Below are 20,812 nucleotides of genomic sequence, written 5' to 3'. Positions count from 1 at the left end.
CCTGCCGGATCCACGTCCGCAACGCCTCCCGACGCACCCCGAGCTTGTCTACGACCCGGGCGATCGCGCCTGTCCGCTCGCCCGTCTGCTCACGAAGCTCAAAGACCATCCGAACCGCACGTTCACGGAGTTCAGAGCTGTACTTCCTCGGTGGTGCCATAGCTCCTCACCCTTCAGGTTCAGGAGCCTCCAACCAACCCGGGGTGATCCAGTCCCCGGTCCGGGTGCGGACGCAGCCCAGTTGCTGCACTGCATTCGCCTGCCCGCGGTGGTGGCCGAGCTGTTCAAACAGCGCTAGGGCCGCTCCTGTGGTTAAGCCGCCTGCGCGTACTCCCCGGTTCCGCACCGGGCAAGCCCCGACTCGTGGAGGGCATTGGCTCGCCCATGGCAGTCTGCACGCTTCTCATACAGTGCCAACGCCTGCCCGAACAGTGCAACCGCCCTTGCATACTCGCCCCACTGACCCAACGCCGCAGTGAGAGGCCGGTGCTCCTCGCTGGCCTCTCACCCCCGAGCACATCTCGCGATAGTGCTGACACAGCCGTGGCACCGCGTCGGGTCCGTAGGTGCTGGAGGCGGTGATCGTGGGCAGGAAGCCGCCTGGCGGACGCGGCGTTCGCGCGATCCGAGCTGACCGATGGCTCACGCCCAGCAGGTTTACTGACCGTGGCTCCCTCATCGCTGAGCTGGAGAATCATGGGGCTGGTGCTAATGCTGATGCCGCTCTGTCAATGAGCTGACCCCTCTTAAACGACGAAATATCAGTTTTCGGACAGCAAGTATTCTGTCGCCTCAGCGTCACTAGCGGTTTGTAATAGAGCAATCACTATAGGTGATATCAGCAGGTCATTGCCTGCGAAATGGCGCTCTCGAAACGGGAGATCCGCAGGTGACGCACCAACACCCTCCGGCGAGAAAGGCGTGTCCATGACCCGGCCACCCGACGAGCTCGACCCGCCCGACGACGACCTCGACCAGTTCGACGACGACATGCAACAGCCCGAAGAAGAGTGCGGATGCGGCGGCTCCTCCGGCCAGGCAGGGATCGACGTCGCGGCGGCGGCCGACCCGGACGACCCCAATCCGCCCGGCCGGGAGCCGACCCGGTTCCAGGACTCCGCGTGCATCACGTTCAACGGCACCGGGCACGGCGACGACCCGATCACCGCGGTGCCGGTGATCAACCCCGCGCCGTGCAACGCACTGCGCTGTACCGAGACCGGACTGCTCGTGCCCAGAGTACGGCTCCAGCCGCTGCCCAGCACGGCCCCCGGCCCGGTCCACCCCACGGGCGCGCGATCCATCGACATCGAGATCAGGCAGGTCGCCGACAACGACTGCCCCGACCGCTGGCAGATCGGCGCACGGCTGTCCCCCGTCGCCGGACAGCAGCGCCTCGTCAACGACCGTGCCCTGCACGGCAACCCCGGCAGGTGGCTCTTCACCGGCCTGGCGGTCACGCTGCCCCAGCCCGGCCGCTACTACGTCTCCTGGGACGTCAACGGCAACATCTGCGCCATCGCGGGCCATTGCTCCAACATGTGGGTCTCGGCCCGGGTCGTCAATGCCGAGGGCGCGCTCGAAGCGCCCAGGCGCGGCGTCGTCAGCCACCAGTTCTCGGTGGTCGGCGGCACCCGCCTCCAGACCTGCCAGTCGGCGACGGCACCCATCACGCATCTGGCCACCGTCACCCCGGCGCAGGGCACCAAGACGCTGCGGCTCCAGGCGATCTTCCGTAACGCGACCCGCCCGGCCGACTGTCCGAACACCACCGTCCAGTACGCGCGCATCCGCGGCGACGCCACGTTCGTCACCTGGCACAAGATCAGCGACTAGTACCACCCCGCGCGCTCCTCGACACCCTACGAAGATCGTCATTCCACAACCGAGCGCCCAGAGGCCACCGCCCCCGGCCCTGGGCGCTCAACGCGGCCTGGCCGGCCCACCGCACGGTGACCGGCCCTATGCCTGCCGTCCGGCTCGCCGCAGTTCGCCCGCAGCGCGGGGCAGATCGCCCACTTCGGTGCGAACGAAGCACACGTGATCACTGAGCCTCTAGCGCTCGATCACTTCCGCCAAGCCCCCTGGCCTTCGCAGCCCGTTTCCGTCGGCCTGTGCTACCCTCTGCGCGTCCGGCTGAGACACGCCGTTGATCAGCACTTTGAAACAGAGGATGAGCAAGGAACTCCTCGATCCCTGCTCCGGGCGTCGCGAGCCGACGGCACCGTGGTCACACCCTTGGGAACGCATTCAGACGGCGCTCGGCGGTCAGCCGGACGCCGTAGCGGAAGCGGGTTGTACGCCCGCCACTTGGCCTTGACCAATGCCCGACTGGCGTCGTGGAGGACGAGGTACCGCTTCGGTTGCGCCCGCGATAATGCTCCGTACCCGGTAGCCTGCTCGTCGGTCAGTAACTCGGCATCCCTCTGAATTCAACAACGCGACCCACTCCAGGTCGAACGGCTCACAACGCTCCTGTGTCTGGCCTACCGCCTGGGCGTCTTGTTTCCGGCCGGACCGTTGGAAAGGTATAGCGCTGGGCCAGGGGAGCCGGTCTACCGGGTCCTGCATGCCCCGCAGGATCGTCGTCCGTTTCGCCGTGGGCGAGGAGGTCTGCATGGGGCGTCCGGTATGCCCCTGGGGCAGCGCAGCGGGAGTCGTATTGGCTGCCGAACATGCCGGGCTCGTGTCCGGGGACGCCGTCCATCGCGACCTGGACCTGCTTCTCTTCAATCGCGCAGGCGCTCACCCGGCCGTGCGCCGCGAGCGCCTTTCCGCTACCACGTGGGGCGCGAAGACGTACAGGGCTCCGGCGGAGGGGCGACTGCGATGAGCAGCGGGGGTGGCGCGGCCGGTACTCCGGATGCGAACAGAACCGCGGGTGTCCCTACCATGCCGGCCACGGCTACCGTTACCGCTGAGGCACTTCAAGCCGAGACGATCGCCGCCGGGCGGCTTGATCCTCACGTGCATGAACGGTGGATCCTCCCCGCGCACGGCTCGCAGCCACGCTCCGCACGGCCAAGGTTGGGCGGCTGCCTGGCCACGGGGCGGAGAAGGCGGGGGCGTCGGCGATCGACCCTGCGCGCCGCGTCTGTGGACCTCGGCGACCAGGACTGGTTCCCCGAGGTGGCACGCGTACCGGACCGGCCGCCTCCACGCCGATGAAGACCCGCCTTGGCCTTTGTCCTGCGGCTGCCGGGCGGTCATCGCCGCGGCGCCAGGACCGGATCGGCCGGAAGAACGTGTATGGTCACCGTTCTTCCGGCCGGTGGGTCGCGTCAGTCGACCCGCTGCCAGCGGAACGACGTGCGGCCATCGTCATACGTCGTGACAGATGCCCGCAGGGACGTTCCCTCGTGTATCTCCCTCTTCGCCTCCAGCCGGATCCGCGTCGGTCGCGTCACGGTGATGCGCTCGCTGATCGGGCTCGTCTGGTTGTTGACGATGCCGCCCTCGCCCAGCGATCTGCCGTCGGCGAGCTGGTTGAGAAGGCGGTCGCTGTTGGGCAGCGCGGCACCGTCGGTGACGTTCCAAAGGCGGCCGACCAGGTACACGTTGGCGGGCGGCCTGATCCACAGCCGGGTCAGCACGTCGAGGTCGAGGTGGTAGGTGCCGTCCTCGGGCAGGAGGACCTCCAGGTTCGTGTTGACCCAGTCGCCCTCCGCCGTGTTCTGGAGGTCGACGGGGGCGGGCAGGTACGCGATGCCGGAGGACCACGGCTGCGCGGCGGCGGCTTTGGAGGTGACGGTCTTCATGGTGCCGGCGGAGGTGGGGGACGCGGTCGGTACCGTGGTGACCATGCCGATGGCCAGGACGGTCATACCGGCGGCGGCGACACGGGCCAGTCGCCGGGGCAGGTGGTTCGGTCCGCGGTAGGTCGGAGTCATGTCGGGCTCCTGTGGTCGTTTTTCGAGGGTTCGTACCTTGCTTGGCCGCGCACCGGGACTGATGGCGTCACGGCCGAAAGAGCGGGCTAGCGCAGTTGCAGATATTCGATGCGGTTGACGCCGATGGCGGGAATGCCGGTGAACGGCTGACCCGGGTGGGGCGACCCCAGACTGGTGCGGCGTACCTGGACCCGCACGGTCTGGCGCGCGGCCGCGGTGATGAAGTGCCGGGCGGTACGGGTGGCCGTGGTCACCGTCCAGGTCGAGGGACCGCCGGTCCCGGCCTGTCCGTGATGCAGGATGGGGCGCAGGCCGTTCGGCACCTGCGCGTCGTTGAGGAGGAGCCGCTGCGTCAGGGCGATGGACACGTTCGGAGGCGCGGCCACCTGGCCGGTGACCTCGGTCGTCACCACGTACGTGCCCTCGTGAGGGAAGGTCATGGTCATGCCGGGCACGTCGTACCAGGCGTTATCCGCCGTCGGCTTGTCGTGGAAGGAGACCTCCCCTCCGAACGCCTCGCCCCAGTTGCCGATGTCGCGTGCGGCGGATGTTCCAGCCGCGGTTCCGCCCGCGGCGCCGGTGGTGAAGGTGGCGCCGGCGGCGTTCGCGGCGGGCGAGGCGGTGAGAAAGGCCAGCGTCAATGCGCCGGCCGCCAGGGCGCGCAGGCGCGGTACGCGGGTTCGTTTGGGAATCGCCATGATGGATCTCCCTTGTCGGCCCTCGGCCCTCGGCCCTGGTCCGCGATCAGCGACGGAGGAGGAGGTGGAGCGTCCACCGGCTGCTCTGGGGCCTTTCGCACGGACTGAGGCGGGGCATTATGGTGGCGAAGGATCAGTGACGATCCGCCGCCGTGGGCATGGCTTCGGTAGGCGATCTGAAGCGGGTGAGCGTGCCGGTCGGGTGGACCGGGGCCGGAGCCGAGCGCTGTCAGGGCATGGATTTGTGGCCGGTCACCTCGTGCGCAGCGCGCCGAGGGGGATCGGTCTCGGGCTCAGGTGAGCCGCCATTCCTGGTTGACGCGGCTGGTGTCGCATGTCCACTGCTGGATGGGGAGTCCGTTGGCGATCGTGCCCGCTACGTCCAGGCACTTGCCGCTGTGGCGGGCGACCACGGTGAAGTAGCCGTTGGGCCGCTGGACGAGCCGCCACTGCTGGTTGGTGCGGTCGCTGAAGCAGGTCCACTGATGGATCCGCTCGCCGTCGGCGGTACTGGCGGTCGCGACGTCCAGGCACTTGCCGCTGTGCTGGGGGTGGACGGTGTAGTACCCGTCGCCCACCGAGGTGAAGGTCCATTGCTGGTTGAGCCGGCCGGTGACGCACGTCCACTGCTGGACCTGCGCGTCGTCGGCGGTGCTCGCGTCGGCGACGTCCAGGCACTTTCCGCTGTGGTGGGTGACCAGGACCACGTTGGTGAACGGGGCGGCCAGCGCGGGAGGTGCGGCGGACAGGGCGGCCAGCGCGGTTGCGATGACCGCGAAAGCGCGCAGGCTCGCATTGGGCATTCGCCTGGAGGTACGCATGAAGAGATGCTCCTTCCGGAGGGCTGAACGCCTTCTTGTGAAGGCGCTGCCTTTATCTATGACTGCCGGGGTCCGCGCGAATACTCTCCATTAGGCTACTGTCTGATTTGCGCGTATTGGCCTTATTGTTTGGCAATTGAGGGATTCTGCCTTTCGGATGGCCGCCCTTAGGGGCGACTTATTTGGCGAGTCTGCGGTGGCAAATGAGGCCCATGGTGAGGGCCACGTCCGGGTGATCTCGCCCAGCGATGTGCAGGACGGCGGCCATCACCCTTACGGGCGGCGGCGACGTCGCGTTCGAGCGCTAGCACGGCGCGGCGGGCTGCCATCAGCCTCGACGGCCAGTAGTGCGTGCCTGCTGCTCGGGCGTCAGGTGAGCTCTCGCGCAGGTGGCCCTCTTCTGGAGTGCGGCGCTCGTCGCGGCGGCGAGGCGGCTGGCCTCAGTCCCGTCCAGTCCCGGGCCGGCGAGCGCGCGGCCGTGGCCTGCACACCTTCGCAGCCGCCCGGTGACATCCTCGACTTTCAAGCCTTCGCTTCTGTTGTGGCGCAGAATTCACGGCTTCCATGACCACAATTTGCGTCCGTAGCGGGCAGAACATGGAGCCGTTACGCCGTGTACGACCGCGCATACGGCAGCCGAGGAGTCAGGAGCGCGAATATAGGTGACTTGATCAGATGATCTATCAGCCCAAAAGCCCCGAACGGTGCCCACAAAGCGACGAATTGCCGATGGACGCATGAAGGCGGAAATGCCACCTGAATATGCCAAGCGACGCTTACCTGTACGGCTCGCCACCCCTTTGATGTAGGTGGCTTTCCGTATTACTCTAACTACTGCACGCGCTCGCCCTACCCCAACTGCGAGGACGTCATGTGGCGGAGTCATGCGTTCTGCTGGCCGGTCGCAGCTCTACTGCTCGCCGGACTGTCCGCATCCGGTCATACGGCAACGGTTCCAAGGCTCCGGCTGCACTCTACTAGCCCATGCCCACCGACACCCTGGTTGCGATAAAAGGGCTGTTCTGACTGCATACCGGGGCATGTGGCAGGACCTTCAGGACGCAGGCCGTATTCTCCGCCTCGATGAACGGATCCACGCTCACCGGGTCTCCCTCACGAAGAAGGTCGTCGCCCGCTTGAGGACCTCGACATCCTCGCGCAGCCGCCGGTTCTCCCGCCGCAACGCCGCCGGTTCCTCCCGCTCACCGCTGGTCAGCCCGTCCCGCTCACCCGCGTCGATCTCGGCCTGACGTACCCATTGCCGCACCGAGGTCTCGGTCAGATCGAAATCTCTGGCCACCTCGCTGATCGGTCGGTCCCCCCGCCGGCACAACTCGACGATTTCTGTCCTGAACTCCGGTGTGAACGACCGCCGCGGGCGCGGCTTCTTCTTCGCCATGCTCTCCATCATGGACATCCTCCCGGGGGCGAACTCCCCTGATCTCAGATGTACCGGATCTCCGTTCTCATGTCTTGATCTTCTGTGGGTCTAGAAACCCCAGCCCCCGCCCTAACTAACCGGCATTGGGACTAGCCGACCGTAATCAGTGACAGCGTGTGCAAGCCCAAACATGCAATGAAGCTCTTAGGCGGCGTTTCTGCTGGTCAAAGTCTCATCTCTCATGAGGTGGAACATGGTGCCCTGGCAAGGCACCTACATCCAGGGAACACCACCGGGCAGGAACCCCGCCTTGGCCAAGGCCTTTTCAGATGCGGCCGTCAGGTCGTCTTGCAGATATCCCGGCTACTGCCCCCACCCCGTAGCGGAACCGGACACCCCAGCCGGACAGCCGGCCGAGGGGTGGACATCGAGCTGGTCGACCGGGTCCAGGCGGGTCCAGGGGTGGGGACCCGGGCGTTCGGAACACCGCCGATGCGCCCTCGAGGAAGAAGCTGGTGATGGCGGGCGGGGCCACGCTCGTCGGCGGCCGATGCGTCGAACACCGGCCGCGACATGAGGCGGCATATACGGAGGAGTCAGCGGTCCTTTCTAACGCCTTGGCTCGAGCGTGCGCCGTGCCGGGCGATGCGGACCACGACGACGGCCGCCACCAGCGCGGCGAGCGTGAGGACGATCCCGCCTGGCCCGAGGGATTCCACCCACCGCGCGACCGTGCCCTGTGCGGCGGTGGCCACCCCGATGATCACGTCATCGGGCGGGGCGCCGGCGAAGACGCTTACTTCGTACCAGCCGTAGTAGGTGACGTACAGCCCTGCCGGCACCAGCAGCCCGCCGCTGATCCGCGACACGTACGGCAACACCGCCCGCGCGCGGGCCACCACCGCCGATCGAGCCAGCGCCACGACCAGCGACAGCGTGGCCACGACCAGGCCCATGCCGAGGCCGTACGCGACGAAGGCCAGCAGGCCGCCCACGATGCCGTCAGTGGCCAGCGACGCGGAGGTCACCGCGAGGAACGGGCCGATGGTGCACGAGAGCGAGGCCACCGCGTAGCTGAGGCCGTACCCGTACAGAGAAGCAAATGAGGCGATAGGTCTGCCGGTGGCCGGCCTGGGTGTTCGGACCAGTAGTTCGCGGCCGGTCAGCAGCCACACCCCCAGTCCGCACAGGGCGACGCCGATCAGAATCGTCACCCACGGCAGGTACCGGCCGACCGACACCGCAAGCGGCGTCACCACCAAGCCGAACAGCCCGAATACCGTGACGAAGCCCGCGGTCATGGCCGCTCCGAGCAGCAGCGCCCGTACCACCGGCCCGCCCGCAAGAGCGCCACCGTCCGGCCGGTCATCGGCGACGAGCATCGTGAGGTACGCGGGCAGCAGCGCGAACCCGCATGGATTGAACGCCGCCACCAGGCCCGCGGCCAGGGCCAGCGCCAGGGGCAACTGCCCCGTCATCTCCGGGCCCACGGGGGCGCGTCAGGAGGAGCGCAGCTTGGCGACATGGCGATCGAGGTCATCGGGGCCGAGCGGTCCGGAAACCCTCTCGGTTGATCCGTCCGCTTTCATGAACACGAATGTGGACTGCTGACTCACCCCGAGCCGGGTCCACACCGCGCCTTTCTCGTCAGACAGGTGCGGGAAGCCACCCGTCCCGGTGCGCCGCACGAACTCCCTCATCGCCGCCTCGCCGTCCAGGCCCGCGACCCCCACGAATGCGACATCTGTGTACTTGGCGGCGGCCGTCTTGACGGCCGGGGCCTCCGACCGGCACTTGGGACACCACGGCGCCCAGAACCAGAACACGACCGCTTTGCCCGCCAGGCTCGCGCCGTCGAACCGCTGCCCGCCCAGGGTGGTGGCGGTGAACCGCAGGGTCTCTGGAACGGGCGTCCGCCCGGAGTGCGTCGGGGCGGGCGCAGGGGAGGCCCGTCCCACCGTTGCCGAGGCCGGCGCATCGCTGCGTCCCATCTCATCGGAGGCGCCGCAGGCGGCGGCCAGTACTCCTGCGGCGACGATGGTGGCCGTCACACGAATTCTCGTCACGGCGTGAGCATAGGCACGGGTGGTGGGCCCGGATCTTACGAGTCGATGACAGAGATGCCCGGCATCCGGGCGCCATGCCCTCGGTACGACGCCGGGCGCTCATTGCCGCTGGGGCCAGCGGGCTGGTCGGCTACATGCGCGATCTGATCGCCGCCAAGCGCCGGCGCGCCCGGCGACGACCTGCTGTCCGGGCTGATCAAGGTGCGCAAGGACGACAGGGACCGGCTCGATGACATCGAGACGGCGGTGAGGAGGTCCTGCGCTACGGCGTGCCCGTGCGTACGTCCCCATCAGCCTGACAATGACGCCGCCAGGCTGCCGCAGCCTGGCTCATGAGTGCCAGCGCGGGCGCAGCACGTCGCTTTTCGGGTCATGCCTGACCAGGTCGTCGTACCAGAGGAGGGCGACGCCGCCCACCCAGGCCACTACGAGGTTCGCGATTCCTGGTACGACCAGCGACACGGCCACGAAGACGGCCGCCCAGACGCCCAGGAGTAGTAGGTCGAGTGTCCTTCCGCGCATGACTTCACTGTCTCCTGCGGGCGTCGGCGGGTGAAGTAGTGCCGACGCGTCTTGACGCGAACACATCGCGTACCCGGCAACCGCCCGGACCGGCTCACCATGTCACTGGCAGGCGCTCGACGCCGTAGAAGTTCGAGTCGTTTCTGATCGGTACTTCCGCGGCCGGTACCGCTAAGCGCAGGCCGGGGAAACGGTCGAAGAGCGCGGGCAGCGTGATGCGCAGTTGCACCCGGGCCAACTGCTGGCCCAGGCACTGGTGGATGCCGTGGCCGAAGGTCAGATGGCCGCGGGGGGAGCGGGTGATGTCGAAGGCGTCGGGTCGTTGGAAGCGGGCCGGGTCGTGGTTGGCGGCGCCGACGAGCAGCTCGACGGTCTGCCCCTCGCGGATCAGCTCGCCGCCGATCTCGACGTTTTCCAGCGCCGTGCGCAGCATGCCGCCCGGCCCTGTGAGGTACCGCAGCAGCTCTTCGACGGTGTTGTCGATCAGGCTCGGATCGCGGCGCAGCTCCTGGAGCCGGTCGGGGTGTTCCAGCAGGGTGAAGGCTCCCCACGCGATCATTGTGCTGGTGGTCTCGTTTCCGGCGGCGAACAGCAGCAGGCCGATGGAGATCAGCTCCTGGTCGGTCAGGTCGCTGCCGTTGATGAGGTCACTGTAGAGGTCGCCGGTGGGGTGCACGCGCTTGCCGGCGATCAGCGGCGGGAAGATGCCGAGCATGTCGGCGTAACCCTGCTGGATCTGTTCGGGGGAGGAGGCGGGGTCCAGCACGATGTCTCCGGCCTGCCGGAACGTCGCCAGATCCCGGTCGGGGATGCCGAGCAGGTCGCAGATGAGCAGCGAGGGGACGGGGCGGGCCAGCGCCTGGACGAGGTCGGCGGGGGGTCCCGCCGCCTCCATGGCGTGCAGGCGCTCGCCGGCCACCTCGGTGATCCGCTCTTCGAGCCGGCGCATGCGGCGCAGGGTGAACCGGCCGGCCAGCAGGGTGCGATAGCGGGTGTGGTCCGGCGGGTCCTGGCGGACGAAGGTGCCCGGTGGAGCGGGCGCGTAGAACATGTTCTGCGCCGCGGCGTTGGGCATCGTGACCGGCGGGTGGGCCAGTTCGCGCCGGACGCTGAAGCGGTCGTCGGCCAGGATGGCCTTGACCACGTCGTACCCGGTGGCCAGCCAGCCCGTATGGCCGTCGGCGAAGGTCATGGGGCGGAGCGGGCGCTCGTCCCTCAGCTCGGCGAAGATCTCCGGCGGGTCGAACGGCGTGGGCCGGGTGACACGCGCTTTCCAGGGAAGTCGGATGGGGTCCTTCATGCTGTCACCTTCGTTCTGTTGCTTGTCGGGAGGAGCCGTCGGGCCGGGCCTTCACGTCAGCAGCTCGACCGTGCCGTGCTCGCCGTCCACTCGGATTCGGTCGCCGTCGTGGAGTCGCATGGTGGCGTTGCCGGTGCCGACCACGGCCGGGATGCCCAGCTCGCGGGCCACGATCGAGGCGTGTGACAGCGGTGCGCCCAGGTCGGTCACGACGGCGGCGGCGCGCGGGAACATCGGTGTCCAGCCGACGTTCGTCAGCGTCGTGACCAGGATCTCGCCCGGCTTGAGCCGGTCGCCTTCCTCGGGACCGGCCAGCACCCGGGCGACGCCCTCCACCACGCCGGGCGCGCCGGGGAAGCCGGTCACGGTGTCGCTGACCGGGACGGTGTGGCCGCGGGCGTCGTACAGGTCGGCCCGCCGGCCGGGGTCGGCGGCCCAGCGCACGGGGTCGAAGTGGCCGATGATCAGTGCCGGGTACGGCGGCAGCGCGGCGTACCGCTCGTAGGTGGCCCGTCGTACCGGAACCCGCTCCAGCGCCGCCGTGTCCCCGCGCAGCAGGGCCAGCAGCTCCTCCAGGTAGAGGTAGAACAGGTCATCGCCGTGACCGGTCAGCTCACCCGCGCGTACGACGAACGCGCGCAGCGCCCAGAACGCGCGCACGGCCTCCGACCGTGTGGACTCACGGTCGCGTACGACCTCGCCCCAGCGCCGCACCCGCTTCCGCATCCGGGCCACCTTGCCCGGGTGGCGTGCGGCGAAGCGTGTCCAGGCGGCCTCCCTGGCCTGCTGCTGCCGGGCCAGCAGCGCCTCGGTGCCGGTACGCAGGTCGCGCAGCCCGGCGAGCTGGGCGTCGATCCAGCCGGGGTCCTCGCCGGGGCGCGGGATCGACACCTCGAACTCGTGCGGGCCGCGATGCCCGTACGTCCGGGCGAACTCTTCGCGGCCGATCTCGCCGCGCGCCAGCCGGGACAGGCCCACGACCAGGCCCATGCTGGCCAGGTCACCGGCCGCGTTGACGCCGGTGAGCATGGCTTCGGCGTCGAGTTCGCCCATCATCTTGCGCAGTTTGGAGCGGGTGAGCAGCAGCGCGGTGCCGCCCTGGCGGCCACCGGCCTCCAGCATGCGCCAGGAGGTGACGGCGTACGGCTGGATCTGGCGTTCGTACAGGTCGGCCAGTTCGGGCGCCGAGCCGCAGGCGGCGACCGCGGCGCGCAGCTCCTCGCACCGGCCGCGCGCGGTGGCCAGGAGGCCGCGCATGTCCTTCAGGTGTCGCCGCACCCGGAGCCGGACACGGATCGCCGCGGGAACGCCCTGCCTGAAGAACTCCCAGCGCAGCAGCTTCATCCTCGGGACGTCGAGGCCGGACGGGATCTTGCCGAAGACGTCCTCCAGCGGGCCGGACAGGCTTTTCAACCGCAGGGTCTTGATCATCGAGTACATCGGGGTGAGGTTCATGTAGAACCGGCCGCCGATGTTGCCCACCATGTCGAAGCCGGGCGTGGCCGAGCCGGACATGGCCTCGTGGATGAACAGGCGGACGAACGACCAGGTGATGGGGGTCATGACATCGGGGATGGCCTCCCCGAAGTTGCCCGCCGTCCACAGGTAGTCGCCTTTGCGGCTGTCGTTCCACTCCTCCACCGGCGGCTGGAGGCCGGTGATCGGGCGGGCCTGCAGGATGGCGAACGCGCCTTTCCGCATGGCCCATTCCACGTCCATCGGGACGCCGTACAGCTCCTGGACGCGTGCGCCGAGCGCGGCCAGCTCCACCGCCCTGCCCGGGGTGAGGACCGGCGCGCGGCGCAGCTCATTGGGGACCGGGCGCTCATCGGTGCCGGTCGGGGTGCGTACCGTCATGACCGTCTTGTCGGCGGTCGTGGCCGTGGTGACCGCGCCGCCGGAGACCGTGATCGTGTCGGGGGTGACCTGGCCGCCGACGATCGCCTCGCCCAGTCCCCAGGACGCATTGATCACTGTCGTGCCACGGTCGCCGGTGACGGGGTCGGCGGTGAACATGATCCCGGACGCGTCCGCGCCCACCAGCCTCTGCACCACCACGGCCAGCGCCACGTCGTCGTGCGAGACGTGGTTGTGGTCGCGGTAGGCGACCGCGCGCGGGTTCCACAGCGAGGCCCAGCAGCTCTTCACCGCCTCCAGCAGCGCGTCACCGCGGATGTCGAGGTAGGTGTCCTGTTGCCCGGCGAACGACATCTGTGGCAGGTCCTCCGCGGTGGCCGACGAGCGCACCGCCACCGGCACGTCCGCTCCCAGCTCGGCGTACGCCCGCCGGACCGCCTCGGCGATGGGCTCAGGGATCTCGTGCCGGGCGAACAGCGCGGCGACGGCGTCGGGATCTTCTGGGTCGATCTCGTCCTGGAAGGGCGCCACGAAGGCGCGGTAGGCGCCGGTGGTGATGTGGAACCCGCCGGGCACCGGCAGCCCGTCCCTGGCCAGCCTGGCCAGGGACGCGCCCTTGCCGCCCACGCTCGCCAGGTCGGCCGCGGCATCGTCGAAAGGCAGCACCGGCTTCACGACGACGCCTCCGCTGATCCCAGCGAGGCCGCCAGCTTGCCGCGAGCGCTCTCGGCCATGGCGTCGAGAAGGTCCATGGTCGCCTGAGCGACGGCGCGCGCGTCGTCGTCCGGCAACTCCCGGCCCGAGCCGAGCGTACGCTCGACGGTGTCGGCCACCAGCTCGGCGATCCGCTCGCCGGGCAGCCCCGCCGCCTGCGGAAGCAGGTCCGGCAGGAACACGAACCCGTACACGATGGCGGCGATCGCGATCGTGTGCTCCCGGGCGTCCTCGCGCACCGAGCCGTAATCGATGAGCCGCCCGATGTAGGTGTCGAACGCGGGCCCCAGCTCCAGGCCGGTCGTGCTGTGCCGCTTCATTCGCGCGAACTTGCCCAGCAACTCGGGGTCGCCGACCAGGACGGCCCGCATCAGCGGCCGGCGCAGCGCCGTGCCGACGAACCCGCCGAACAGCTCGCCCATCGTCGCCGGCCCGCTCGCCCGCAGCTCTTCGGCCACGTGGACCCGCTCGCGGCGCAGCAGCGCGGCGAACAGGTCGTCGCGGGTCTTCCAGTGCAGGTAGATCGTGCCCTTGGCGACGCCGGCCGCTTTGGCAACGTCGTCGATGGTCGTCTTGTCATAGCCCCACCGCAGGACCAGCTCGGCGGTGGCATCGAGAATCCGGTGCGCACGCTGTACCGGATCTTGTGGCGGCCTCCCGACCCTGGCCATCGGCCTCCTTTATAGGTTTTTGACCAGATCAGACTATCGTTCAAAAACTAGGCGGCAATGGTCAGTCGGCGTCCGCTGTACATGCCCGCGCGATCAGCGGGTTGGGGGGCGATGTCCCCCGGCCCGGCTTCTATGTCCTGAGGCGAGTGGGCATCGTTCCCTATGCCCCCGGAGCACCCGACGCCGGTCGGGACACCGGCGCGGGTGTCAGGTGCCTTCCAGGTCACGGCGGCGGAAGCCGTACAGCCCGATCAAAGCCAAGGCCACCGCGAGAACGGTGAGCATCATCAACGGGGTGAGATGAAACTCTTCGATCGGCATGCGCGGGATGTGGTCGAACGGCGGCAACCCCTGATCCAGCCTGGCAGCTCCGTTCCCCAGAACCGGGCGACACCGCCGTAGCCCACGATCAGCCAGGTCGCCACGAGGCCCGGGCGCGAACCCGAACAGCGTGGTGCCGATCGCCAGCACGACCAGCACCTCTGTTCATGTCCTGACCATCGGCAAGACCGTGAAGACGCTTACGAGGAAGGACATGAAGACGATGTTCAGGCTGACGTAGGCACCGACCATGTCGGGGCCATCGGCCAGGAAGTCACCTGCCACGCCCTCGCGCAGCAGCCGTACCACGAACAGCGCCAGCGCCGCGATCCCACCGGCCGCCCTGGAATGCTGGGTGAACTGCACGGCCACTCCCGTGACCCCGGCGAAGACGAGTCCCATGGCCGCCGTGCTCGCGCCGAACAGCAGCGCGATGCCCGCGGGCAGTCCCGCTCCCATGGTCGTGGCGGCTACCAGCAGGGCCGGCACGGTGTTGGTGATGACGGAGACGAGGAGCGCGGCGGCGAGCGACGCGAGCCGGCCGACGACCGCGGCGCGGAGCAGTTCGGCCCGGCCGGTCTGTTCCTCGGCGCGGGTGTGCCGGGCGATGAGCAGGATGTTGATGACCGCGGCGAGCAGCAGGAACTCCACGAAGTAGGCCGCGATCAGGTAGGTCTGGCGGGTCATGTTCTCCAGGCCGAAGGCGGCCCGGAGAACACCTGCAGCATAGGAGGGTTTATCAGTTCGATGGCGTCCCGCAGGGTGTCGCGGTCCGGGCTCGTCCTGGCCACCACGGCGGAGAAGTAGGAGACCAGCAGGCGGTGCCGAGTGTCCAGGCGGGCAGCTTGATCCGGTCGCGGCGCAGGGCCAGGCGCAGCGCTTGCCGGTCACCAGGCCCAGACGGGTCGCCGGTGGCGGCCTGGGACGCCTCCCACAACCGCTCGCGGGCCGCGTCGTCATAGGCGAAGGCCGGGGCGCGGACCGTGGCTTGGCCGCGGTGGGCCTGTACGGGCTCCGCCGCCGTGACCTGGCGCTGTGATGCGGGCCGGTCGGGGGAGCGCGGGGCGTTTCGCGCATGCCTGACCACCCGCCCGCTGCGCGACACCCTCGCCGACACCTGGGCCTGACTCCAGGAGGAAGGCGACCCCACCCCGCACCCGGACACCCCCGACCCGCGGACCTGGCTCGATCCGGCGCTCGAGCAGCGCCTCCTCAGCAGGCTCTGACCTTCCCCCAACGCCGCCCGGCGCCCGCCGAGCGGCTCTTGATGAGTACTCCCTTTGCCAGGCCCTGAGACACCTGGCCACTGCGGCGCTTCGGGGATCCGGTGCTGCCGGTGGCGTTCGTGTCGAGGGGCGAACAGCTCAGCGTCAACGGCCAGAGCGCACCCCATATGGCGCATCTCGATCATGTACCGCTTCGGCATGATTCGCGTCGGTCGCCCGGCGCCCCGTCGCCGGGGTTCTGGTTCCTGTTCTGCTGTGGGGCGACGGTGCCACCCGGCCTTGGTACAGCTTGCGGCGTCACGGTGTCAGCCAGCTCGGCACCGGTGAACGTGCCTGGCTCCAGACGATCAACTTCGTCCTGGGCGGGCTGTTGCTGGTCGCCTTCGCCGTCGGCATTCGCCATGCCCTGCGAGGCGAGCGCGGCGCGACCTGGGGGCCGATCCTGCTCGCGGCGGCGGCCGTCGGCCTGGTCGTCGCCGGGCTGGTGCCCACCGACCCTGCGCTCGGGTACCCGCCCGGCATGCCCGCCGTCATCACAGCAGCCGGTTGCGTCCACCAGGTGGCCGGGGGATGGCCCTCGACCGGTTCTGCCGGCAGGTCTTGCCCCGGCTCACCGGCCGGTAGCGAGCAGGTCCGCCGCGCAGCGTTCGGCCAGATCCTCGGCGTGTGCCGGCAGCCTGCCGACGCCGCGCAGATGGCGGCGGACCAGTGCGAGCGGGATGTCGATCAGGGCCAGTGCCACCCGCTCCGCGTCGGCCGGTGCCGTCGCTCCCAGCTGTTCGGCCAGCCCCGACACCGCGGCGAGCACCCGCCGGTTGCCGCGGTCCGCGCGCACCGCGTACTCCTCGGGCCAGTCGGCCCGGTCGAAGGCATCCGGGCCGTGCAACAGCACCGCCGCCTCCCGTGGATGAGCCCGGCTCCACGCCACCACATGCCGGGCTACCGCCAGCGCGGCCCGGCGCGGCTCGGGGTCGGAGTCCAGCACGGCCAGATAACCCTCCTGGAAGTGGCCGACCGTCCGCAGCCACAACTCGGCCAGTAGCACGGCCCGCTGCGGGAAGCGGTGATACATCGATCCGTTCGGTGTCCCGGTCTGCTTGGCCACGGCCGCCATGGTGACGGCGGCCGGCCCGGCGGCCGCGGCCAGCTCGACGGCGGCGTCAAGAAGCACGGATTGGTCATACCGGGGTGGTCTGGGCATGTTATAGAGAGTAGGCTCCAATTCAATTGGAGTGATCCATCCAGAACGGCGGGAGGCTGCCATGGCGGTCCTGAACATCCATCAACGCGTTCTCCCGGCCTCGCCCGAGGAGGTCGGCAGGCTCATCGACAGCCTGTCCGGCGAGCACGACCGACTCTGGCCGTGGGGCGACTGGCCGGTGATGCGGCTGAATTCCGGGCTGACGGTCGGCTCGACCGGTGGCCACGGGCCGATCCGCTACACGGTGGCCGCGTATGCGCCCGGGCAGTGGGTGCGCTTCACCTTCACCGGGCCGCGAGGGTTCCACGGCTTCCACGAGTACTCGGTCCACCCCGCCGAGGGCGGGACGCTGCTGCGCCACACCCTCGCCATGCACACGCATGGCCTGGCTCGGCTGAGCTGGCCGCTGGCATTCCGCCGGCTGCACGACGCCCTGCTGGAGGACAGCATGGACCGCGCCGAGCAGGCCATGACCGGAGGGGTCCGCAGCCCCGCCCAGCGGACCGGGTACGTCCGCGCGCTACGCCGGGTTCTCGGCTCGCGGCCGTAGGCACAAGGCGTACGGGGACATCGCGGCGGTACCAGCCAGGGCTCCTGCGGGAGAGGGCTCCCGGTCTCCGAGAAGGACTTGAGATCGGAGAGCACAGCCGATCATCCCGCGGCGGCGTCGTCCCGCTCGGCCCCGTCGACCAGTCCTCGTAGGTCGCGGCGAGCCGGACGATTCCGTCGTACGGCTCGATGTCATCTCCGCCTCGCCACCCCGACATCTGACGAGGCGACACGCACAACGCCAGATCCGAAGTCAACCCCCGAAGGACTTCCAGAACGGACCACTTAGTCACGCCATATCCTTACGCGATCCTCACTTCGGGATGGAAGTGGCGGACCCCTGCCTCTACGCTTCATGACTATGAAGCTCCTCATCCTCGGTGGCAGTTAATTCCTGGGACGGGCCATCGCTCGGGCCGCCTTGGAACGAGGCCACTAAGTCGTCGCCTTCAACCGCGGGCGAACGGGAGCAGATGTCGCGGGCGTGTCCATATTGCGTGGCGATCGAACCGACCCGGCGGCCTTGAGGGCGCTTGCCGCGCAGGGGCCGTGGGATGCCGTCATCGATACCAGTGGAATGGTGCCCGAAATCGTCCTGCGCGCCGCGCGGGCCCTGTCCGGCACCGCAGGGCGCTACGTCTTCGTGAGCACCGTCAACGTATACACCGGATGGCCCACCGAACCACTACATGATGAGTCTCCGGTTCGTGACTGCCCTCACGATGAGAGTGACGACGGGACCGACACCAGCGCCGACCGGTACGGGCAGCTCAAAGCTGGGTGCGAACATGCCGTGATGACGGTGTTCGGCGATCGGGCGACGTTGTTGCGCCCTGGTGTGATCATCGGCCCGGAAGAGTACGTAGGACGGGTGCCCTGGTGGCTGCACCGCATACGCCGTGGCGGGCGAGTGGTGGCGCCCGGGTTTCCCGAGCGGGCGATCCAGCCGATCGACGTCCGCGACGTTGCAGATTTCGCGCTTCTTACCATCGAGCGTGACCTGTCAGGGGGTCCTACAACGTGGCAGATTGATCGACACACTCCGCCTCGCGCGTGTGATCCACCTCGGCAAACAACGGCTCAGCCTCACCGACCTGCTGAGCCGGCATGGGCTCACCCAGCAGGTCAACGTTCTGGTTCCTGGGCAACAGCCACACCGGGCGCTGTGGGATACCGCCGGAGCCGCATTGCTGCTGCCCGACATGATCCGGCAACTTCCCGGCGAAGGCACGCTGTCGTTCAGCGCCTTGAAGAAGATCGCTGGTTTGCCCGTGGACGACGAGAGGAACGCGATCGAACAGCAGCTCCCCCTTGAGTTCTGACCGGCCGCAGCCGCAGGGAGCGGGTTGTTGCATGTTCCCGGGTGGCTCGGGGCCACAGGGCTGCCGTCCACCAGGGGCGGTGTCTCCTGTCGTCGGAGTCCAGCCCCCAAACTGGTGGCCGCCATGCTGGAACAGCTCCTCAGCGGCAACCGATTCGCCAACGGCACTAAGTGCGTGTTTGAGAAGATCGTTCATGTCCGGCGTGGCGGCGTGACGAGACATGCCGATACCGCCAAAGTGGCTCGATGCCTCCCGATCGCTACCCCTCCGATCTGACCGACGCCCAGTGGGAACTGATCGAACCTGTGCTGCCCGGGCCGAACACCGGCGGACGCCCGGAAAAGCACCCGCGCCGGGAGATCGTCAACGCCATCCTGTACGTGGTCCGATCGGGATGCCCGTGGCGGTACCTGCCCACCGACCTGCCGCCCTGGCAGACCGTGTACTGGTACTTCCAGCAATGGGAGGCCGCCGGCGTCACCGAGACCCTCCTGCGTGAGCTGCGGATCAAGGCCCGCCGCGCCGACGGCCGCGCCGATGAACCCACGGCCGGGCTCATCGACTCCCAAAGCGTCAAAGGCGCCGACACCGTCGGAGGTGACAGCCGTGGATACGACGCCGGGAAGAAGATCAACGGGCGTAAGCGATTCATCGTCACCGACACCACCGGCCTGCTGGTGACGGTGACGGTGCTGGCCGCGAGTTGGCAGGACCGCGACGGGGCCAAGACCGCGTTGCTGTCGGCGTACCTGACCACCCCGATCCGGCATGTGTTCGCCGACCAGGGGTTCGCCGGGCGGCTGGTGGACTGGACCCGCGACCGGCTGCGCACCACCCTGGAGATCGTGCGCAAGCCCGCGGACAAGCCCGGCTTCAACGTCATCGCCCGGCGCTGGGTGGTGGAACGGACCTTGGCATGGCTGACCGCCTGCCGCCGCCTGGCCCGTGACTACGAACGCGACCCGGCCGTCTCCGAGGCGCTGATCCGCTGGGCCGCCATCGCGGGGATGGCCCGCCGCCTCACCCGGGGCGGACCCGCACGACGCCAACCCCGCTACATCTGCCCTTGAGCTCTAAACGATCTTCTCAAACACGCACTAAGATTTCACCCTTGCCTCCACGGTTCGTCACTTCATACTCGATGACCCGTACCGGAATGCCGGATGGCTCTTCGACGTTCGCCGATCCACGGTGTCGCTGGGTTGCGCGGCGGCCGCGGACTTTCGGATCGAGCAGAAACGACTCGAACGAGCCATCCGCCAGAGCATGGACGACAGGAAGATTCGGGCCGGCCGGCATACGCCACAGCAGATCCGCTCCTGTGTCGGCAGCCGTCTGCCACAACCGATGGCTGTAAAATCCCCGATTCGCGATGACCAGCATATCCGGCTCGAAATCAGCGACGAGTTCTTCGGCGAGAATACGCTCATTCGCCCGCCAGGGTCCGAGCCTGGCGGCCACTACGGCATGTGTTCCACATTCACCCAGCCCAACCACCCGTGCCTGCGGAAACGGGGCCGGATTCTTCACGCCTCCCGAGCGGCCGAACGCCGTGTCATTCCGTCTGTGTCGGGAACGTCCAGCACGAAGCCGTCGATGGCCATCAGCCTGCGCGAACCAAGCCACGCACCCCGCGTACCCTGCTGCGCGCAGGGTACTGCCACTCGCTCGAACAACACCCGCGAGGGCTCGGCGCCCAACCGCTGACGTGCTTGTGTGATCGCGCCCGTGCTCGGCATCACCCACTCTTTGCGCCATGTCCCGAGGAAACGCAAGCCATTGACAAGCAGCCGCATCACCTCCTCATAGGATTCCCCGAAGAACAGGCAAAGACCCAACATGTAATAGACGACCACACGCGCAGGCAACAGCCGCGACCGCTGCTCGACCCGGCCCGTCTCAGCAAGAACGTCATCGACCAGGTCGCGATCGATCAGGCGTGTCAATACGCCCACGCCGATGCGATCCGTCAGACGCCCGCCTGGCATCGCCGCCTGCCGATACTCCGCCTCATCCATGGTGAGAAGATAGCCAGATTGTGAGCGATGCGGAAGCAAAACAATCGAACCGAGGAATTATACACAGAGCGCTCGGGCATGTCCTTGTGGAAATGTGGAAAACGGGCTGCCGAGGAGCTTAACTAAGAGCGTGTTTGAGAAGATCGTTTAGGGTTCAAGGGCAGATGTAGCGGGGTTGGCGTCGTGCGGGTCCGCTCCGGGTGAGGCGGCGGGCCATCCCCGCGATGGCGGCCCAGCGGATCAGCGCCTCGGAGA

General features: G+C 68.5%; 20 protein-coding genes and 2 pseudogenes. 6 read left to right on the top strand and 16 right to left on the bottom strand.

From position 1 onward, the window contains the following. Positions 1-927: 927 nt before the first annotated feature. Positions 928-1,836, top strand: a complete 909-nt coding sequence (locus tag C1I98_RS14965) for a hypothetical protein (RefSeq protein ID WP_111167797.1) — start codon at positions 928-930, stop codon at positions 1,834-1,836. Positions 1,837-3,281: 1,445 nt separating this feature from the next. Here the strand turns inward: C1I98_RS14965 and C1I98_RS14960 are convergent. From C1I98_RS14960 to C1I98_RS41400, 13 genes are all read right to left on the bottom strand, one after another. Then, the gene (locus C1I98_RS14960; protein WP_111167795.1) at positions 3,282-3,890 is read right to left on the bottom strand and encodes a hypothetical protein; all 609 of its coding nucleotides are present in this window, start codon (positions 3,888-3,890) and stop codon (positions 3,282-3,284) included. A gap of 86 nt (positions 3,891-3,976) precedes the next feature. After that, complete coding sequence (locus tag C1I98_RS14955) at positions 3,977-4,588, bottom strand: hypothetical protein (protein ID WP_111167793.1); 612 nt, start codon at positions 4,586-4,588, stop codon at positions 3,977-3,979. Between the two features lie 293 nt (positions 4,589-4,881). Continuing rightward, the gene (locus C1I98_RS14950; protein WP_158558041.1) at positions 4,882-5,391 is read right to left on the bottom strand and encodes an RICIN domain-containing protein; all 510 of its coding nucleotides are present in this window, start codon (positions 5,389-5,391) and stop codon (positions 4,882-4,884) included. A 1,117-nt stretch (positions 5,392-6,508) separates the two neighbouring features. Beyond that, entirely contained in the window at positions 6,509-6,808 is a 300-nt protein-coding gene (locus C1I98_RS14945; RefSeq protein ID WP_146607444.1) for a transposase, read from the bottom strand. 578 nt (positions 6,809-7,386) lie between these two features. Then, complete coding sequence (locus C1I98_RS14940; RefSeq protein WP_111167787.1) at positions 7,387-8,268, bottom strand: cytochrome c biogenesis CcdA family protein; 882 nt, start codon at positions 8,266-8,268, stop codon at positions 7,387-7,389. 21 nt (positions 8,269-8,289) lie between these two features. Beyond that, a complete protein-coding gene (locus C1I98_RS14935; protein WP_146607443.1) occupies positions 8,290-8,856 on the bottom strand; it encodes a redoxin domain-containing protein in 567 nt (188 codons plus the stop codon). 330 nt (positions 8,857-9,186) lie between these two features. After that, positions 9,187-9,378: a hypothetical protein gene (locus C1I98_RS14930; protein ID WP_111167783.1), complete on the bottom strand. Its 192-nt coding sequence runs from the start codon at positions 9,376-9,378 to the stop codon at positions 9,187-9,189. 94 nt (positions 9,379-9,472) lie between these two features. After that, positions 9,473-10,678 carry a cytochrome P450 gene (locus C1I98_RS14925; RefSeq protein ID WP_111167781.1) on the bottom strand — a complete coding sequence of 402 codons (1,206 nt, stop codon included), beginning with the start codon at positions 10,676-10,678 and terminating at the stop codon, positions 9,473-9,475. Positions 10,679-10,729: 51 nt separating this feature from the next. Continuing rightward, a complete protein-coding gene (locus C1I98_RS14920) occupies positions 10,730-13,210 on the bottom strand; it encodes a PEP/pyruvate-binding domain-containing protein (protein ID WP_111167779.1) in 2,481 nt (826 codons plus the stop codon). Beyond that, on the bottom strand, positions 13,207-13,920 hold the full coding sequence (locus C1I98_RS14915) for a TetR/AcrR family transcriptional regulator (protein WP_111167777.1): 714 nt from the start codon (positions 13,918-13,920) through the stop codon (positions 13,207-13,209). The genes C1I98_RS14920 and C1I98_RS14915 overlap by 4 nt, the downstream gene beginning before the upstream one ends. A 207-nt stretch (positions 13,921-14,127) precedes the next feature. Next, a complete protein-coding gene (locus C1I98_RS14910) occupies positions 14,128-14,400 on the bottom strand; it encodes an efflux permease Rv1217c-related protein (protein ID WP_111167775.1) in 273 nt (90 codons plus the stop codon). 6 nt (positions 14,401-14,406) lie between these two features. Further along, positions 14,407-14,928 (bottom strand): hypothetical protein, encoded by a 522-nt coding sequence (locus tag C1I98_RS14905; RefSeq protein ID WP_111167773.1) that lies wholly within the window; start codon positions 14,926-14,928, stop codon positions 14,407-14,409. Positions 14,929-14,980: 52 nt separating this feature from the next. After that, on the bottom strand, positions 14,981-15,358 hold the full coding sequence (locus C1I98_RS41400; protein WP_158558040.1) for a hypothetical protein: 378 nt from the start codon (positions 15,356-15,358) through the stop codon (positions 14,981-14,983). A gap of 347 nt (positions 15,359-15,705) precedes the next feature. On the opposite strand from C1I98_RS41400, the pseudogene C1I98_RS45640 reads away from it, so the two are divergent. Continuing rightward, positions 15,706-15,990 (top strand): annotated as a pseudogene (locus C1I98_RS45640) (DUF998 domain-containing protein); the annotation flags it as partial. Positions 15,991-16,077: 87 nt separating this feature from the next. On the opposite strand, the gene C1I98_RS14890 reads toward C1I98_RS45640, so the two are convergent. After that, positions 16,078-16,638 carry a TetR/AcrR family transcriptional regulator gene (locus C1I98_RS14890; RefSeq protein WP_233507879.1) on the bottom strand — a complete coding sequence of 187 codons (561 nt, stop codon included), beginning with the start codon at positions 16,636-16,638 and terminating at the stop codon, positions 16,078-16,080. Between the two features lie 91 nt (positions 16,639-16,729). Between C1I98_RS14890 and C1I98_RS14885 the strand changes: the two genes are divergently transcribed. The 4 genes and pseudogenes from C1I98_RS14885 to C1I98_RS14875 all read left to right on the top strand — a co-directional run bounded on the left by C1I98_RS14885 (position 16,730) and on the right by C1I98_RS14875 (position 19,609). Continuing rightward, positions 16,730-17,218: an SRPBCC family protein gene (locus C1I98_RS14885; protein WP_111167771.1), complete on the top strand. Its 489-nt coding sequence runs from the start codon at positions 16,730-16,732 to the stop codon at positions 17,216-17,218. A gap of 576 nt (positions 17,219-17,794) precedes the next feature. Next, positions 17,795-18,211, top strand: a pseudogene (locus C1I98_RS45635) (Rossmann-fold NAD(P)-binding domain-containing protein); the annotation flags it as partial. A gap of 34 nt (positions 18,212-18,245) precedes the next feature. Then, the gene (locus C1I98_RS14880; protein WP_146607442.1) at positions 18,246-18,539 is read left to right on the top strand and encodes a hypothetical protein; all 294 of its coding nucleotides are present in this window, start codon (positions 18,246-18,248) and stop codon (positions 18,537-18,539) included. Between the two features lie 245 nt (positions 18,540-18,784). Next, entirely contained in the window at positions 18,785-19,609 is an 825-nt protein-coding gene (locus C1I98_RS14875) for an IS5 family transposase (protein ID WP_111167769.1), read from the top strand. Between the two features lie 16 nt (positions 19,610-19,625). Here C1I98_RS14875 and C1I98_RS40490 read toward each other — a convergent pair whose 3' ends face one another. Next, the gene (locus C1I98_RS40490) at positions 19,626-20,069 is read right to left on the bottom strand and encodes a hypothetical protein (RefSeq protein ID WP_146607441.1); all 444 of its coding nucleotides are present in this window, start codon (positions 20,067-20,069) and stop codon (positions 19,626-19,628) included. After that, a complete protein-coding gene (locus C1I98_RS14870) occupies positions 20,066-20,557 on the bottom strand; it encodes a transposase domain-containing protein (RefSeq protein WP_111167768.1) in 492 nt (163 codons plus the stop codon). Before C1I98_RS14870 ends, C1I98_RS40490 begins: the two co-directional genes overlap by 4 nt. Positions 20,558-20,812: the final 255 nt, after the last annotated feature.

Source organism: Spongiactinospora gelatinilytica, assembly GCF_003236385.1.
GTDB classification, from domain to species: Bacteria; Actinomycetota; Actinomycetes; order Streptosporangiales; family Streptosporangiaceae; genus Spongiactinospora; species Spongiactinospora gelatinilytica.
The sequence above is the reverse complement of the archived record's forward strand: the minus strand, read 5'-3'. Positions and strand labels throughout refer to the sequence as shown.

Coding starts and splice junctions, on each gene's coding strand:
- C1I98_RS14965 (WP_111167797.1), top strand. CDS start 928: ATGACCCGGCCACCCGACGAGCTCGACCCGCCCGACGACGACCTCGAC.
- C1I98_RS14960 (WP_111167795.1), bottom strand. CDS start 3,890: ATGACTCCGACCTACCGCGGACCGAACCACCTGCCCCGGCGACTGGCC.
- C1I98_RS14955 (WP_111167793.1), bottom strand. CDS start 4,588: ATGGCGATTCCCAAACGAACCCGCGTACCGCGCCTGCGCGCCCTGGCG.
- C1I98_RS14950 (WP_158558041.1), bottom strand. CDS start 5,391: ATGCCCAATGCGAGCCTGCGCGCTTTCGCGGTCATCGCAACCGCGCTG.
- C1I98_RS14945 (WP_146607444.1), bottom strand. CDS start 6,808: ATGGCGAAGAAGAAGCCGCGCCCGCGGCGGTCGTTCACACCGGAGTTC.
- C1I98_RS14940 (WP_111167787.1), bottom strand. CDS start 8,268: ATGACGGGGCAGTTGCCCCTGGCGCTGGCCCTGGCCGCGGGCCTGGTG.
- C1I98_RS14930 (WP_111167783.1), bottom strand. CDS start 9,378: ATGCGCGGAAGGACACTCGACCTACTACTCCTGGGCGTCTGGGCGGCC.
- C1I98_RS14925 (WP_111167781.1), bottom strand. CDS start 10,678: ATGAAGGACCCCATCCGACTTCCCTGGAAAGCGCGTGTCACCCGGCCC.
- C1I98_RS14915 (WP_111167777.1), bottom strand. CDS start 13,920: ATGGCCAGGGTCGGGAGGCCGCCACAAGATCCGGTACAGCGTGCGCAC.
- C1I98_RS14905 (WP_111167773.1), bottom strand. CDS start 14,928: ATGACCCGCCAGACCTACCTGATCGCGGCCTACTTCGTGGAGTTCCTG.
- C1I98_RS14885 (WP_111167771.1), top strand. CDS start 16,730: ATGGCGGTCCTGAACATCCATCAACGCGTTCTCCCGGCCTCGCCCGAG.
- C1I98_RS14875 (WP_111167769.1), top strand. CDS start 18,785: ATGCCTCCCGATCGCTACCCCTCCGATCTGACCGACGCCCAGTGGGAA.
- C1I98_RS14870 (WP_111167768.1), bottom strand. CDS start 20,557: ATGGATGAGGCGGAGTATCGGCAGGCGGCGATGCCAGGCGGGCGTCTG.